We start from the raw sequence: 14988 nt of genomic DNA, 5'->3' as shown, positions 1-14988 counted from the left end.
CCAAAGCACCACGTCAGAGCGCCCTATCCCTGTCGCTCGGCCGCACTCGCTTAGCGTCGCTTGGCCGCTCGTGTCTGCTTGCGGCGCTTTGCGGCTGACCTGCAATCTCCGCGGCGCTTCCTCGACTGAGTCGCCCCTGCCATGCAGGCGACGACCTTGACCGGGGGATAGGTGATTTCGAATTTCACCGGGAAGTCGTGGCGCGGCCGACCGTCCAACACAACTGGCGTATCCGGTCGAAGGATGCCCCGACTCAGCGCCAACTCCGCGAACGCTTCAATCTCTCCTGCGGAAAGAGTGTCTCCAAGGCGAACGTACAGCATGTCCTGAGTGCCCGGTTGACCGCCAGGTTCGCTGACGATGCACACGACCTCTCGTAGCAGAGGCAACCTTGCGGCGAAACCAAGGACGTATGCCCGCGCATGTCTTGCCCTTTCCGCGCGGTACTCCTGATAGGTAGCGCCAGTTTCCGGCGTAGCGGCCATGAACACATAGCCTCGCTGCTTGTCGATAGACACGAGCCTAGTCCGTGCCTGCCCCGGAGCGACATCCTGGACGAGGACGGCCATCAGTTGCTCAACCAAGAGTCGCCTGGCCAGGCGGCTCTCCGACGCCATCGCTCTAAGCACCAACTCATGGTCCGAGCTGAAGTCAGATTCCCCGATGACTTGCTCGGCCGTCGCAGCGACACCAAGCTGCACGTGCGAGCTATGCCATTCGATAATCTCGTCCCAGAGATAGCTCTCGGCGTTGGCGAAGCGGCGGCCGACCTGCTCGGGTCCATTGCGGTAGCCGAACCAATCGCCCTCTTCCAGGACCATCACGTCCTCTTCGCCCCCGTGGTCGAGAGCTAGACCTCTTCGACCAGCTGTCTCACTCATCATGTACCGTGCGAGAAGGTCTTCCTCGCCAGCAAGATTCACCCAGGGCCGCGCGGTGATGTACGCCTCTTTGGCGCTTAGATAGTCGACAAGGTCCTTGGCTGTATCAAGCTCCCCCAAGAGTACGTCGACAGCCATCTCGTCGAGCACGTGCACGAACCTTTTGCTTGGCAACGGGTAGCCAATGTGGAAGGGCACGGCGTAGTGGTCGTTGCCGACTAGCGTCGTACAAAGGATTGGCGTTCCCGAGCTACCCATGCCGAAGAACCTTTCACCAGCCTTGTGACCACCTCGAGTTACGGCAACAAGGTGGAAGATGGCTCGTTCCGGTTGTGGCAGCGAGATGGGGAATGGAACCGTGCAGAGTGGGTCGAGATAGAGCCTCCGCGGGTGGTGCTTGACGAACTTCTCCGCTCCTTCAAGTTGCCTGCAAGACTTTTCAATCGCGGACGAGTACCAGCGACGCCATGCGACACCAACGTCGATGCTCTCGTTGAACTGGCAATGCTTATCCGAGAACATGACGATGTGGTCGCCGAAGACCACCAAGAGGTCGCAGAGTTCCGTTCCTGCCCCTCGCCCGTTCTTCTGGCCGGCATCTCGGAAGACGTTGACGTAGCTCCACATCGAGAGAAATGTCCTCTTCGCTAGGCGGCTGAGGATTCGCTCTGAGTCCGTAGTACCGAGTGCAACCGCAGCAGCGGCCCAAGCTTCGCTCCCTTGCATGCGCCCCCTCATCTGTTTGGAGGGAATCTACCTCGTTCCAGGCCATTGACTCTGATTGCCTCTTGCGGTCTTGAAAGGGGGGAGCGGGCATCGAGTACGGAGGCAGCCTGCTCCGTGAGCCGGCCGCTCAGAGCTTCAGGGCGATGGCTTTTGCAGCGTTTTCAACGGCGAGGCGGCCTGCTGGGGAGTCGAGTTCGAAGCCAGCTCGCGCCAGGCAGCAGAGGAGCTCTTCGAAGGCGATGCGTGCGGACTCAGCTTTGCTGCCCAGGTCGTTGGTGGGCACGTAGAACTCCCGTTCTAGACGGCTGTAAGTAGCCACAGCGCCGTGCGGCGCCAATCCGAGGCTGATGCCGAAGGGCAGAGAGAGGGTTTTGCACATGGAAGGCTCCTGTCCCATGTGTAGCGGCGGCGTTTATCGCTGGTCCGGCACGTCAGGCTTGTGCCCTATCCAGGCCTTGGTCGGCTTTGCTCGGCCTTGGCATGAATCGAGCGTCGGCGGCTCGTTGTAGCTAAGGGTTGGGGCGCGTTGTTCCAATCCTTGGCCCCGGGCTGCGGTGTAACCACAAAGGGAGCGGAGCGGGCCGGGGCTCAGAAAGTCCACTTCTAATCCCTGCCCCTCCGGCCAATTCCACTTCTAATCCCCTATTCGATAAACTTTCGTAACACTTTTCGGCGGGATGAGGGGAGGGGGTACCTCCCCTTCGTCGCGCGCAGCGTAGCCGCAGAAAGTGCTTCAGCCACAGTCACTTAGCGCAGCTTTCTCAGGTGTTCGGAGATGTGGAATTTCCACTTCTAATACACCCCCGCAACACCCCTCACCGTCTCACGAGCTCACTCCACCGTCACGCTCTTCGCCAGATTCCGCGGCTTATCAACGTCCGTGCCGCGTGCGCAGGCCGTGTGATAAGCGAGGAGTTGCAGCGGCACCGTGTGCAGGATCGGGCTGAGCGCACCGTAGTGCTCCGGCATGCGGATGACGTGGAGCCCCGGCTCGCTGTCGATCTTCGTATCGCCGTCGGCGAACACGAACAGCTCGCCGCCGCGCGCCCGCACTTCCTGCATGTTGCTCTTGAGCTTCTCCAGCAGCGTGTCGTTCGGCGCCACGGTCACGACGGGCATCTGCGCCGTCACCAGCGCCAGCGGGCCGTGCTTCAGCTCACCCGCCGGATACGCCTCCGCGTGGATGTAGCTGATCTCCTTCAGCTTCAACGCGCCTTCGAGGGCGATCGGATAGTGCAGCCCGCGGCCGAGGAACAGTGCGTTCTCCTTGCGCGCGAATTCCTCGCTCCATGCGATCACCTGCGGCTCCAGCGCGAGCACCGCCTGCACCGCCACCGGCAGGTGACGCAGCGCCTTCAGGTGCTCCTGCTCCTGCTCTTCCGTGAGGTGTCCGCGCGTCTGCGCCAGCGCCAGCGTCAGCAGGAACAAGCCCACCAGCTGCGTCGTGAACGCCTTCGTCGACGCCACGCCGATCTCCGCGCCCGCGCGCGTGATGTAGGCCAGCGAGCACTCCCGCACCATCGCGCTCGTCGACACGTTGCACACCGTCAGCGTGTGCACCATCCCCAGCGAGCGCGCATGCTTCAGCGCCGCCAGCGTGTCCGCCGTCTCGCCGCTCTGGCTGATCGTCACCACCAGGGTCCGCGGGTTCGGCACGCTGTCGCGATACCGGTACTCGCTCGCGATCTCCACGCTGGTCGGGATCTTCGCGATGCTCTCCAGCCAGTACTTCGCCGTCGAGCCCGCGTAGTAGCTGGTCCCGCACGCCAGGATCAGCACCGAGTCGATCTCCTTGAACACCCGGAACGCGCCGTCGCCGAACAGCTCCGGGCTGATGCCCGTCACCGCGTCCAGCGTGTTGGCGATCGCCACCGGCTGCTCGAAGATCTCCTTCTGCATGTAGTGCCGGTACGGGCCCAGCTCCGCCGCGCCGCTGTGCGCCTGCACGGTCTTCACCTCGCGCTCGACGTTGACGAAGCGCCCCGTCGTCGCGTCCTTGTTGCTGATCCAGTAGCGGCCCAGCTGCAGGTCGACCACGTCGCCCTCTTCCAGGTAGACGATCTGGTCCGTCACGCCCGCCAGCGCCATCGCGTCCGAGGCCAGGAAATTCGCCCCCGCGTATTCGTCCTTGCCCACGCCCAGCACCAGCGGCGAGCCCTCGCGCGCACCGATCACGCGGTGCGGCTCGTCCTTGTGGAACACCGCGATCGCGAACGCGCCGCGCAGCTGCGCCACCGCCGTCTGCACCGCTTCCAGCAGGTCGCCGTGGTAATGGAAATCGACCAGGTGCGCGATGACCTCGGTGTCGGTCTGGCTGTGGAAGACGTAGCCGCGCGACTTCAGCTCGGCGCGCAGTTCATCGTGGTTCTCGATGATGCCGTTGTGCACCAGCGCCACGCGGCCCGGCTGCAGGTGCGCCTCGGCGCCCGGGCCGTGCGAGAAGTGCGGATGCGCGTTGTGCATCGCCGGCGCGCCGTGCGTCGCCCAGCGCGTGTGCGCAATGCCGGTGCCGGCCGCCACGCCGTCGTGCGCCGCCACCTCCTGCAGCTCCGCCACCCGCGAGGTGCTGCGCGCGCGGCGCAGTTGACCGTCCTGGTGGACCGCCACCCCGCACGAGTCGTACCCGCGGTACTCGAGCCGCTTCAGGCCCTCGATCAGGATGGGAACGATGTCCTTCTGGCTAACCGCGCCGACGATGCCGCACATGATGTGTCTCCCCGGATGTCCGGATGAATTTGCGAATGGCGGAATGCTAGGCATCACGGCGAGGTGGATGCTTTCAACATTCAACGATTGATGAAAGAATCTATCGCCTTGCCCACTGTTTGGCGAATTCTTTCATTCGCAAACCAATGATGGAATCTTCTCTCACACTCGACGCCATCGACTTGCGGGTGCTGGACCTGCTCCAGCAGGACGCCTCGCTGTCCAACCAGGCGTTGGCCGAGCGCGCCCATGTGTCGCCCGCGACCTGCCTGCGCCGCGTAAGGCGGCTGGTCGAGTCCGGCGTCATCGAGAAGCAGGTGGCCATCCTGTCGCCGGACAAGCTCGGCGCGGGTCTGTCGGCGCTGGTCGAGATCACGCTCGACCGGCAGGGCGCCGAGCACCTCGACGCCTTCGAGGCCATCGCCGTCGCGGCGCCCGAGGTCCAGCAATGCTGGCGCGTCGCGCCAGGGCCGGACTTCGTGCTGGTGCTGCAGGTGCCGGACATGCCGGCGTATCACGCGCTGGTGCAAAGGCTGTTCACGCAGCAGGCCAACGTCCGCAACGTGAAGGCCTTCTTCAGCGTCAAGCGCGCGAAGTTCGAGCCGCGCCTGGCCCTCCCGGCGGCGCGGCCCTGATCAGCGCTTGAGGATCAGCAGGCCCTTGAGGTACTCGCCTTCGGGGAAGTAGATCGTCTGCGGATGGTCCGGCGTCGCGCCGACGCGATCGAGGATCAGGCCGTCCGCGCCCGCATCGATGCCGGCTCCGGCGACGATCTTGTGGAACAGCTCCGGTCCCACGCCGCCCGAGCACGAGAACGTGAACAGCAGGCCGCCCGGCTTCAGCAGCATCAGGCCGAGGCGGTTGATGTCCTTGTAGGCCCGCGCGGCGCGCTCCGCATGCGCGGCGGTCGGCGCGAACTTCGGCGGGTCCAGCACGATCGCGTCGAAGCTGCGGCCCTGCTTGAGCATGTCGCGCAGCGTGTGGTTGACGTCGGCGTCCAGCGCCGTGTGATGCGCCGGGTCGAAGCCGTTGAGCGCGACGTGCGCCGTGGCGCGCGCCAGCGCCGGGCCGGACGAGTCGACGCTGATGACATCCGTCGCGCCGCCTGCCAGCGCGGCGACCGAGAAGCCGCCGGTGTAACTGAAGCAGTTCAGCACCGACCGGCAGCCGTAGTGCTTCACGGCCTCGCCGAACTTCCGCCGGTTGTCGCGCTGGTCGAGGTAGTAGCCGGTCTTGTGGCCCTCGGCCACGTCGAGGCTCAGCTTCCAGCGGTTCTCCGAGATGACGAGCTCGGTCGCGCCCTCGCCGCGCAGCCAGCCGGTGACGGGCTCCATGCCTTCGAGCGTGCGCACGTTCGCGTCGGAGCGCTCGTACAGGCGCGTGAGGCCCGTCTGCGCGAGCAGCAGGTCGGCGATCGTCTGCTTCCAGCGCTCCGTGCCGGCGGAGAGGAACTGCGCGCTGAGCGTGTCACCGTAGCGGTCCACGATCAGGCCGGGCAGGCCGTCGGCCTCGCCGTGGATGAGGCGCACCGCATCCGAGTCGATCGGCATGCGCGCCCGCAGCGCGAGCGCCGCGGCGATCCGCCGCTCGAAGAAGGTCGCGTCGATGCGCTCCTTCTCATCGAAGCTCCAGGCCCGCACGCGGATCAGCGACTCCGGGCTGAACGAGGCCCAGCAGAGGAAGCTGCCGTCGGCGGCCTCCACGCGCACGGTCTCGCCGGCGTCGGCCTTGCCCCTCGCGATCGAGCCCTCGAAGACCCAGGGATGGCGGCGAAGGAGCGAGCGGTCCTTGCCCTCGCGGAGACGGATGGATTTCATGAGACGACTCTCTTCGATCGCGTACAGCCCCGATGAACACGGGGCAAACCCCGTTTTATCGGGTCTTTATCGCGAAGGCGATAATTTATCGGTCTGGCCGATAAAACTTGATAATTCGATTGCGCCCGACAACGATCAGCGCTGCGCCGCCGGCCCCAGCGTCCCGAACGCCCAGCCCACGTTCAGGCTGACCATCGGGGTGCTCTGCTTCTCGCCGCCGAGCGCCTTCCACTGGCCCACGCCGACCTTCACGCGCAGGCGGTCGCGCCCGGTGCCTTCCCACTGCGCCCACATCTCGCCTTGCGACACCGCGCCGCCGCCGACCGCCACGCCGCCGCCGCCGGCCGCGCCGACCAGCGCCTCCGCGCCGACGCGCACGCCGTTCCACTTGGGCGACTGCGCGCCCAGACCGAACATGCCGTACGAGAACGCGCCCGCCTTGCCCAGCGCCGCGCTGCCCGCGTGCGCCACGCCGTACCACGGCCCGCCGAAGTCGCGCGTCATGCCGATGCCCAGGCCGGTCACGTTGTCCTTCGAGCCGTCCTTGAACTTGAACTCCTTGAAGTACGGCATGCTCAGGTACAGCGCCTGCGCGCGCACCGTGCCCGACTCCAGCGGCGGCGTGTTCAGGATGCGCGAGACCTTCTCCAGCGGCAGCGCCAGCGAGCCGCGCACCTGGAGGGACTCGTAGTTCCCCCACGGCGCCTTCATGTAGCCCGCGTCGAGTCGCAGCGTCGGACCCCACGGCGTGATCCAGCGCAACGTCGGACCGACGCGCACCAGCCAGCCGTTGCCCGTGTCCATGTCGCCGCCGCCGCCCAGGCCGAACGAGAACTGGCCGCCGATGCGCAGCCGCTCGCTGCCGATACCCCAGTCCTGGCCGGCGTTCGCGAGGATCTCCATGTAGCCGTCGTGTCCGCCGGACGCGGCACCCGAGGCCTCCAGGCCCCACCACGACGAGCCGTCGCCGAAGTACTGCCGCAGGTCGCCGCCGGCCTTGCCCTTGCGGCCCGTCAGCGGCACGCCGCCGCGCGTGCGGCTGCCGGTGCGCGGCTTCTCGACGCCGGCGCTCAGCGCGATCTCGTCGAAGCCCATGCCGGTGCGATCGCCCGCGCGACCCGGCGATCCCGAGTCGCTCGGATTGAAGCTCAGGAACCGATCCATCCGCCCGATGGTGAACGCGACGCCGGTGTCCTTGATGTTGCCGTTGCCGTTCGGGAAGGTGATGTGCGACACACCCACGCCGGCATACCAGTTGCCGAACTCGCCGCGCAGCGACAGCTCCGGCCGCAGCATCAGCCCGCCGCCGGCACGCACCTTGTCCGAGCTCACGCCGCCGCCCGCGCCCGCGTACAGGCTCGCCGCGAGGTGCACCTCCGGCGTGATGCGGAAGCGCCGCTGCACGTTGAAGCCGACCGTGAACAGGCCGCCGAATTCGCCCTTCGCCGCGCCGTACGCGGCCGGGCCGAGGCCCCAGTCCTCGTTGACCGCCACCATGTAATGCGCGCCCAGGAAGGCCGTCTTCTGCCCCGTGGGCATCTTGACCGGCGACCAGTTCAGCTCGAAGGCGGCGGGTCGGCTGTCGGTGGCCGTGATGACCGGCGATGGCGCCGGACCCTGTGCCTGCGCTTGCGCCTGGGCCTGCACATGGGCCGCGAGCAGCGCCGAGCACAGCAGCAGCGGACGGGACGGGAACGGGGCGTTCGAAGCGTTCAGGACGGAGCGGAGCATCGTTGTCGATCGGTTATTTCTTGCGGGCGCGCGGGTGCGCCGCGTCGTAGACCTTGGCCAGGTGCTGGAAGTCCAGCCGGGTGTAGATCTGCGTGGTGCTGATGTTGGCGTGGCCCAGCAGTTCCTGGACCCCGCGCAGGTCGCCGCTGCTCTGCAGCAGGTGCGACGCGAACGAGTGGCGCAGCATGTGCGGATGGACGTGCGTGGGCATGCCCGCCGCGAGCGCGCGCTGCTTGAGCCGCTTGCGGATCTGGTCGGCGCTGAGCCGGCCGCCGCGCGGACCGACCAGCAGCGCCGGCTCGTCCGCCGCGGCCCATTGGCCGCGCAGCGCGATCCAGGCCTTCAGCGCCGTCACCGACGGACCGCCCAGCGGCACGGCGCGGCGCTTCGAGCCCTTGCCGAGCACCTGCGCCTCGGCATCCTCGAGCACGATCCAGCCGGCCGAGGACGCCTGGTGGCGCAGGTCCAGGCCCACCAGTTCGGACACGCGCAGACCGCTGCCGTAGAGCAGCTCGACAAGGCAGCGTTCCAGCGCCTCGGCGACCGGATCGGCCGCGTCCTGATGGTGTTCCGAGAGCCGCACCGCGTCGTCGACGCCGAGCGCCTTCGGCAGCGGCCGGCCCTGCTTTGGCGCGTGCAGGTCGGCGATGGGGTTCGCGTCGACCAGACCGTTCTGACCCAGCCAGCGGTACCAGCCGCGCCACGCGGACAGGATCAGCGCCAGCGTGCGCGGCTTGAGCTTCTGCGTGTGCAGCTTGGCGAGGAAACGCCGCGCCTGATGCGCGGACAGGCGCAGCAGGTTCAGGTCCTCGACCGAGGCGAGCCCGGTCAGCCGCTGCAACGCGTCCGTGTAGAGCGTCAGCGTGCGCTCCGCCAGGCGGCGCTGCACGCGCAGGTGTTCCAGGTAGCGCCGTTGCTCGTCAGTCAGGCTGAGCGGCGACATGAGGAGCCACAGGGGATGCGACGTGCGGGTCGGCGTCCAGCAGGCGGGAGAGCGCGGCACTCGCGATCTCGCCGACGCGGGCCAGGAACTCGGTGCCCATCTCGGCCGTGTAGCGCGTCGGATCCGGCGAGCCCAGCACCAGCAGCCCGAACGGCTGCGCCGGAGCGCCCGTCGTCAGCGGCACCAGCGCCAGCGAGGCCACGTCGTCCTCAAGCCAGCGCGCCGCCTCGAAGCCCGAATTGATGCCGCAGTACGGCTGGTTCAGGCTGCCCACGAAGGTCTTCACGTCCGGGTTGACCTCGGCCGCGAACGGCGCCAGCGCATGGCCGGCGTCGACGTTCCACAGCCGCAGGCCCGCCTGCGGAATCAGGAACTGGTGGCGCAGCTCGCGCAGCAGCACTTCCGGCAGTTGCCGGTCGTCGCGCGTCAGCATCAGCGCCAGCGTCCAGCGGTGCAGCCGGTCGGCGATGGCGACGTTCTCCTGCCCGTTGCGGATCATCTCGATGATCTTGTTTTCCAGGCCGCGGATCTTGTCGCGCAGCAGCTCCGCCTGGCGCTCCTGCAGCGAGACCGCGCGCTGGCCGTGCGGATGCGAGATCCGGACGTTGGCCAGCAGTTCGGCGTGACGTTCGAAGAACGCCGGGTCATTCGCCAGGTAGTCGGCGATGTCTTGTTCGGTGATGCCTTCGATGCCGCTCACAGTTCGATTTCTCCTTCAAAGACCGTCTGTGCCGGCCCTGTCATGTAGACCGGGGCGGACAGCCCCGGGCCGCCCGGCGTCATGCCGGCCCATTCGATGCGCAGGTCGCCGCCGCGCGTGTGCACCTCGACCGCGGCGTCCAGCCAGCCCAGCCGGATGCCCGCCACCACCGCCGCGCACGCGCCGGTGCCGCAGGCCAGCGTCTCGCCGGCGCCGCGCTCGAACACGCGCAGCTTCACTTCGCCGCGGCTGACGATCTGCAGGAACCCGGCGTTGACACGGCGCGGGAACGATTCATGGTGCTCGACCAGCGGACCGACGATCCCCACCGGCGCGTGATCGACGTCGTCGACCCGCTGCACCGCGTGCGGATTGCCCATCGACAGCACGGCGACATCCGCCGTGATGCCGTCACCCAGGTCGAGCGGCCAGCGCTCGAAGCCGTTCTCGTGGCGCGGCGCCGATTCCTTCGGGTCGAACGGGATCCGCGGCAGGTCGAAGACCGGCGCGCCCATGTCGACCGTGACACGGCCGTCGTCCTGCAGGCGCAGCTCGAGCAGCGCGTTGATCGTCTGCACGCGGATGGTCCGCTTGTCCGTCAGGCCCTTGTCGACGACGTAGCGCACGAAGCAGCGCGCGCCGTTGCCGCACTGCTCCACCTCGGAACCGTCCGAGTTGAAGATGCGGTAGCCGAAGTCCACGTCCGGCGACTTGGACGCCTCGATCACCAGGATCTGGTCGCAGCCCACGCCGAAGCGGCGATCGCCGACACGCCGCAGCTGTTCGCTCGTCAGCGGCATCGGATGGCGCGTGGCGTCCAGCACGACGAAGTCGTTGCCGGCGCCCTGCATCTTGGTGAAGCGCAGTTTCATGGAAGCGGATTATCGGGAATACAGCGACGGCTCGCCGGGCGGTCTCGTCTTGAATCGCTTGTGGACCCAGAAATACTGGGCCGGGTGCTCGCGGATCCGGTCCTCGAGCCAGCGGTGGAAGTGGTTCGCGTCGGCCTCCATGTCGCCGCTGGGATAGCCCGCCAGCGGTTCATGCGCATGGATGACGATGCCCTCGCCCTTGGGCAGCATCGTGACGATCACCGGCTGCACCACCATCTTCATCGTCTGCGCGATCTTGGCCGGCGCCAGCAGCGTGTTGGCCGGCACGCCGAAGAACGGGATGAAGGCCGAGTCCTTCGGGCCGAAGTCCATGTCGGGCAGGTTCAGGAAGGAGTAGCCGTCGCGGATCGCCCGCAGCACGCTGCGCACGCCCTCGTGGCGGTCGACCAGCTTGGTCGTGCCGAAGCGCGAACGTGCCCGGCGCAACGCCTCGTCGAACAGCGCGTTGCTCTGGCGCTGGTAGATGCTGGCGCCAGGTCTTGCCTGGTTGAGCATCAGCGCCGGACCGATCCAGTCCAGGCCCACGAAGTGCGGCATCAGCCACATCACCGGGCGGTCGACCTGCTCGGAGAGCTTGATGTTGCCCTCGATGCGCATCAGCCGCAGCAGGCGCCGGTCCGAGGCGTACCAGAGCAGCCCCCGCTCCAGCAGGCTGCGGCCCAGCCAGCCGAAATGCTCGCGCACGAGGGCTTCGCGTTCGGCCAGGGGCTTGTCCGGAAAGCACAGCTCGACGTTGCGCAGCGCGACGCGCCGGCGCGACCCGGCCACGCGATGCAGGACCCCGCCCAGCCCCCATCCGAGGGCCGCCAACCAGCGCAGCGGCAGCCAGTGCAGCAGCCACAGGAGCGCGATCAGCGCATATGTACCCAGTTTTCCCATCCACCCATCCGTGGGCCCTGCCGGGCCTTGGTCTTTCATATAATCTCGCCCCAGTCGCCGAGTTAATCTGGACAACTTGCGGGGCGACTCATAAATCCCGCTAAAGCGTTCGCCGCCTGACTCCCGTCTCGGCAACGCCAGAAGGCTGTGCCCGAAGACTGAATCACAGGAGTTTAAATTGGCGAGCGATTTCCTCTTCACCTCGGAATCCGTGTCCGAAGGCCACCCCGACAAGGTGGCGGACCAGATCTCCGACGCGATCCTCGACGCGATCCTGGCGCAGGACCCGCGATCGCGCGTGGCGGCCGAGACCCTCTGCAACACCGGCCTGGTGGTGCTGGCCGGCGAGATCACGACCAACGCCCACGTCGACTACATCCAGGTCGCCCGCGACACGATCAAGCGCATCGGCTACGACAACACCGAGTACGGCATCGACTACAAGGGTTGCGCCGTGCTCGTCGCCTACGACAAGCAGAGCAACGACATCGCCCAGGGCGTCGACCAGGCCTCCGACGACCACCTGAACACCGGCGCCGGCGACCAGGGCCTGATGTTCGGCTACGCCTGCGATGAGACGCCGGAGCTGATGCCCGCGCCGATCTACTACGCGCACCGCCTGGTCGAGCGCCAGGCGCAGCTGCGCAAGGACGGCCGCCTGCCCTTCCTGCGTCCGGACGCGAAGAGCCAGGTGACGATGCGCTACGTCGACGGCAAGCCGCACAGCATCGACACCGTCGTGCTGTCCACGCAGCATGCGCCGGAGATGTCGCTCGGCGACAAGATGAAGCCTGAGTTCTACGAGGCCGTCATCGAGGAGATCATCAAGCCGGTGCTGCCCAAGGAATGGCTGCAGGACACGAAGTACCTGGTCAACCCGACCGGCCGCTTCGTCATCGGCGGCCCGCAGGGCGACTGCGGTCTGACCGGCCGCAAGATCATCGTCGACACCTACGGCGGCGCGTGCCCGCACGGCGGTGGCGCGTTCTCGGGCAAGGATCCGACCAAGGTGGACCGCTCGGCGGCCTACGCGGCCCGCTACGTGGCGAAGAACATCGTCGCCGCCGGCCTGGCCAAGCAGTGCCAGATCCAGGTCGCGTACGCGATCGGCGTCGCGCGTCCGATGAACGTCACGGTCTACACCGAAGGCACCGGTGTCCTTCCCGACGAGCAGATCGCCGCGCTGGTCAACGAGCACTTCGACCTGCGTCCCAAGGGCATCATCCAGATGCTGGATCTGCTGCGTCCGATCTATGGCAAGACGGCGGCGTACGGTCACTTCGGGCGTGAAGAGCCGGAGTTCAGTTGGGAGAGGACGGACAAAGCGAAGGCGCTGCTAGCAGCGGCCGGGCTGTAAGCCCGGAACTTGCGCAGCAAGTTCTTCGCTTTGGGGCGACGCTCATATCCGCGGAGCGGATGTGAGCGTCGACCACAAACCCCCTCCTCCGAACCGGTCATTTGCCGCACACGCGGAAACTTGATCCCCCGACTCAGGGCTGCCTTGCGCGGCCCTTGTCGTTTCATGAAGTCGGGCATCGCGGCAGAATGACCGCATGCACGCCATGCCGACCTCGCCGTCCCCGCTGACCATCCTGATCGTCGACGACCAGAGTGCCACCCGCGTGGCGCTGACCGCGGAACTGGACCGCGCCGGTCACCGCGTGCTGGAGGCCGACAGCGCCGAGTGGGCGCTGGAGCTGTTCCGCCGCTACCGCCCCGACCTGGTGCTGCTGGACGTCGAGATGCCCGGCCACGACGGCTACTGGACCTGCCGCGAGATGCGCGCCGCCGAGCCTGGCGGCTGGACGCCGATCATCTTCCTCAGCCAGTTCAACCAGGACGAGGACGTCTGGAAGGGCATCGAATCCGGCGGCGACGACTACCTGGTGAAGCCCGCCTCCGCGATGATCCTGCACGCCAAGCTGCGCGCGATGCAGCGCCTGGCGCAGATGCGCGCGCGGCTGGTGCAGATGTCCGAGGAACTGCGCGCGGCCAACGCGCAGCTGGAGGAGCTCTCCAGCGTCGACGCCATGACCGGCCTGATGAACCGGCGCGCACTGGACGCGCGGCTGCAACAGGAACTCGACCTCGCCCGCCGCGACGGCAAACCGCTGACGCTGATGCTCTGCGACGTCGACCACTTCAAGCGCTACAACGACGCGGCCGGCCACGTCGCCGGCGACGCCTGCCTGCGCCGCATCGGCCAGTTGCTGAAGGAGACCTGCCGCCGCCCGAGCGACTGCGCCGGACGCTACGGCGGCGAGGAGTTCGCGCTGGTCCTGCCCAACACGCCGCGTTCCGGCGCGATGACCTACGCCCGCGCGCTGATGCGCACGGTGGAACTGGCTGCGATCCCGCATCCGGATTCGCCGACCGGCGCGACGATCACGCTCTCCGGCGGGATCACCACCTGCCTGCCCGACGACAGCACCAGCGCCGAGGGCCTGATCATCCGCGCCGACGACGCCCTCTACAACGCCAAGTCCACCGGCCGGAACCGCTTCTTCAGCTACGAGATGCAGATGGACACGGCGGAACAGCGCCGCCAGGCCGCGCCGGCGACCGCCGCGCCGACCGCGCCCGGCGTGCCGCCGTCGTCCCCGACTTGAGGCATACCCGAACTGCCTTCGACGGGACCGGCCCCGCATAATCGGCTCCGGCACATCTTGTTGCCGCCTGACGACGATGCCCGGCCATGGACGCTCCCCTGCCGCCTGCCTCGCTCCCTCCGCTACGCATCCTGGTCGTGGATGACCAGGCCAGCACGCGTGGTTTCCTCTGCAGCCAGCTGCAGGCGATCGGACATCACACGCTGGAGGCGGACGGCGGCGACAGCGCCCTGGCCCGCTTCGACGGCGACCACCCGGACCTGGTGCTGCTCGACGTCGAGATGCCCGACCACGACGGCTACTGGGTCGCCAGCCAGATGCGCGCGCACGAGAACGGCGGCTGGACGCCGATCATCTTCCTCTCCAGCCGCGACCGCGACCAGGACCTCTGGCAGGGCATCGAGTCGGGCGGCGACGACTACCTGGTCAAGCCCGTCTCCAACACCGTGCTGCAGGCCAAGCTGCGCGCGATGCAGCGGCTGCGGCGCATGCAGACGCGGTTGCAGCAGGTGTCGGACGATCTCCGGCATAGCAATGAAAGGCTGGAGAAGCTTTCCGGTGAAGACCCGCTGACGCGGCTGATGAACCGCCGCGCCTTCGACGCGCGGCTGGCCCAGGAGATCGCCTGCGCGCGGCGCGACCAGCAGCCGCTGACGCTGGTGCTGTGCGACATCGACCACTTCAAGCGCTACAACGACAGCTACGGCCACCTGGCCGGCGACGCCTGCCTGCAGCGCGTCGCGCGGCTGCTGCAGGAGACCTGCCGCCGTCCCCGCGACTGCGCGGCCCGCTATGGCGGCGAGGAGTTCGCGCTGATCCTGCCGGGCACGCCGCGCTCCGGCGCGATGACCTTCGCGCGGGCGGTGATGCGCACGCTGCGCAACTGCAACATGCGCCACCCGGATTCGGTCGAACCCTACGTCACGCTGTCCGGCGGCATCACCACCTGCGTGCCGGACGCGGACACCTCCGTCGAAGGCCTGCTGCGGCGTTCCGACGACGCGCTCTACACGGCGAAGTCGCGCGGCCGCAACCGCTTCTTCAGCTTCGAGATGCAGATGGACACCGTCGAGCAGGCGCCGAGCGGCTTCGCGCCGCTGTGA

General features: G+C 67.5%; 13 protein-coding genes. 4 read left to right on the top strand and 9 right to left on the bottom strand.

The features are described from left to right. Window positions 1-50: 50 nt before the first annotated feature. The 3 genes from ACQ4L4_RS25055 to glmS all read right to left on the bottom strand — a co-directional run bounded on the left by ACQ4L4_RS25055 (window position 51) and on the right by glmS (window position 4313). The gene (locus ACQ4L4_RS25055) at window positions 51-1508 is read right to left on the bottom strand and encodes a hypothetical protein (protein WP_431101500.1); all 1458 of its coding nucleotides are present in this window, start codon (window positions 1506-1508) and stop codon (window positions 51-53) included. A 226-nt stretch (window positions 1509-1734) separates the two neighbouring features. Continuing rightward, on the bottom strand, window positions 1735-1986 hold the full coding sequence (locus ACQ4L4_RS25050) for a hypothetical protein (protein WP_431101499.1): 252 nt from the start codon (window positions 1984-1986) through the stop codon (window positions 1735-1737). 452 nt (window positions 1987-2438) lie between these two features. After that, window positions 2439-4313: a glutamine--fructose-6-phosphate transaminase (isomerizing) gene (gene glmS, locus ACQ4L4_RS25045; RefSeq protein WP_431101498.1), complete on the bottom strand. Its 1875-nt coding sequence runs from the start codon at window positions 4311-4313 to the stop codon at window positions 2439-2441. A 149-nt stretch (window positions 4314-4462) separates the two neighbouring features. Here glmS and ACQ4L4_RS25040 point away from each other — a divergent pair, with 149 nt between their 5' ends. Then, a complete protein-coding gene (locus ACQ4L4_RS25040; RefSeq protein ID WP_431101497.1) occupies window positions 4463-4948 on the top strand; it encodes an Lrp/AsnC family transcriptional regulator in 486 nt (161 codons plus the stop codon). On the opposite strand, the gene ACQ4L4_RS25035 is transcribed toward ACQ4L4_RS25040, so the two are convergent. The 6 genes from ACQ4L4_RS25035 to ACQ4L4_RS25010 all read right to left on the bottom strand — a co-directional run bounded on the left by ACQ4L4_RS25035 (window position 4949) and on the right by ACQ4L4_RS25010 (window position 11276). Next, window positions 4949-6130, bottom strand: a complete 1182-nt coding sequence (locus ACQ4L4_RS25035) for a class I SAM-dependent rRNA methyltransferase (protein WP_431101496.1) — start codon at window positions 6128-6130, stop codon at window positions 4949-4951. It abuts the gene before it with no gap. A gap of 135 nt (window positions 6131-6265) precedes the next feature. Beyond that, window positions 6266-7861 (bottom strand): hypothetical protein, encoded by a 1596-nt coding sequence (locus ACQ4L4_RS25030; protein WP_431101495.1) that lies wholly within the window; start codon window positions 7859-7861, stop codon window positions 6266-6268. Between the two features lie 13 nt (window positions 7862-7874). Continuing rightward, window positions 7875-8804 carry a tyrosine recombinase XerC gene (locus ACQ4L4_RS25025; protein ID WP_431101494.1) on the bottom strand — a complete coding sequence of 310 codons (930 nt, stop codon included), beginning with the start codon at window positions 8802-8804 and terminating at the stop codon, window positions 7875-7877. Then, window positions 8782-9504 carry a DUF484 family protein gene (locus ACQ4L4_RS25020; RefSeq protein WP_377157947.1) on the bottom strand — a complete coding sequence of 241 codons (723 nt, stop codon included), beginning with the start codon at window positions 9502-9504 and terminating at the stop codon, window positions 8782-8784. The genes ACQ4L4_RS25025 and ACQ4L4_RS25020 overlap by 23 nt, the downstream gene beginning before the upstream one ends. Beyond that, window positions 9501-10376, bottom strand: coding sequence for a diaminopimelate epimerase (dapF, locus tag ACQ4L4_RS25015; RefSeq protein ID WP_377157948.1), 876 nt, complete (start codon window positions 10374-10376; stop codon window positions 9501-9503). Before dapF ends, ACQ4L4_RS25020 begins: the two co-directional genes overlap by 4 nt. Window positions 10377-10385: 9 nt before the next feature. Further along, a complete protein-coding gene (locus tag ACQ4L4_RS25010) occupies window positions 10386-11276 on the bottom strand; it encodes a lipid A biosynthesis acyltransferase (protein WP_377157949.1) in 891 nt (296 codons plus the stop codon). Between the two features lie 178 nt (window positions 11277-11454). Between ACQ4L4_RS25010 and metK the strand changes: the two genes are divergently transcribed. The 3 genes from metK to ACQ4L4_RS24995 all read left to right on the top strand — a co-directional run bounded on the left by metK (window position 11455) and on the right by ACQ4L4_RS24995 (window position 14988). After that, complete coding sequence (metK, locus tag ACQ4L4_RS25005) at window positions 11455-12633, top strand: methionine adenosyltransferase (protein WP_431101493.1); 1179 nt, start codon at window positions 11455-11457, stop codon at window positions 12631-12633. A gap of 196 nt (window positions 12634-12829) precedes the next feature. Further along, window positions 12830-13885, top strand: coding sequence for a GGDEF domain-containing response regulator (locus ACQ4L4_RS25000; RefSeq protein ID WP_377157953.1), 1056 nt, complete (start codon window positions 12830-12832; stop codon window positions 13883-13885). An 86-nt stretch (window positions 13886-13971) separates the two neighbouring features. Continuing rightward, window positions 13972-14988, top strand: coding sequence for a GGDEF domain-containing response regulator (locus ACQ4L4_RS24995; protein WP_431101492.1), 1017 nt, complete (start codon window positions 13972-13974; stop codon window positions 14986-14988).

Source organism: Roseateles noduli, assembly GCF_050626985.1.
Taxonomy (GTDB): Bacteria; Pseudomonadota; Gammaproteobacteria; order Burkholderiales; family Burkholderiaceae_C; genus Roseateles; species Roseateles noduli_A.
This window is presented reverse-complemented; position numbering and strand designations above follow the sequence as displayed.

Excerpts from the sequence above, each read along its gene's own strand:
- ACQ4L4_RS25055 (WP_431101500.1), bottom strand. The coding sequence starts at position 1,508 with ATGTGGAGCTACGTCAACGTCTTCCGAGATGCCGGCCAGAAGAACGGG.
- ACQ4L4_RS25050 (WP_431101499.1), bottom strand. The coding sequence starts at position 1,986 with ATGTGCAAAACCCTCTCTCTGCCCTTCGGCATCAGCCTCGGATTGGCG.
- glmS (WP_431101498.1), bottom strand. The coding sequence starts at position 4,313 with ATGTGCGGCATCGTCGGCGCGGTTAGCCAGAAGGACATCGTTCCCATC.
- ACQ4L4_RS25040 (WP_431101497.1), top strand. The coding sequence starts at position 4,463 with ATGGAATCTTCTCTCACACTCGACGCCATCGACTTGCGGGTGCTGGAC.
- ACQ4L4_RS25035 (WP_431101496.1), bottom strand. The coding sequence starts at position 6,130 with ATGAAATCCATCCGTCTCCGCGAGGGCAAGGACCGCTCGCTCCTTCGC.
- ACQ4L4_RS25030 (WP_431101495.1), bottom strand. The coding sequence starts at position 7,861 with ATGCTCCGCTCCGTCCTGAACGCTTCGAACGCCCCGTTCCCGTCCCGT.
- ACQ4L4_RS25025 (WP_431101494.1), bottom strand. The coding sequence starts at position 8,804 with ATGTCGCCGCTCAGCCTGACTGACGAGCAACGGCGCTACCTGGAACAC.
- dapF (WP_377157948.1), bottom strand. The coding sequence starts at position 10,376 with ATGAAACTGCGCTTCACCAAGATGCAGGGCGCCGGCAACGACTTCGTC.
- ACQ4L4_RS25010 (WP_377157949.1), bottom strand. The coding sequence starts at position 11,276 with ATGGGAAAACTGGGTACATATGCGCTGATCGCGCTCCTGTGGCTGCTG.
- ACQ4L4_RS25000 (WP_377157953.1), top strand. The coding sequence starts at position 12,830 with ATGCACGCCATGCCGACCTCGCCGTCCCCGCTGACCATCCTGATCGTC.
- ACQ4L4_RS24995 (WP_431101492.1), top strand. The coding sequence starts at position 13,972 with ATGGACGCTCCCCTGCCGCCTGCCTCGCTCCCTCCGCTACGCATCCTG.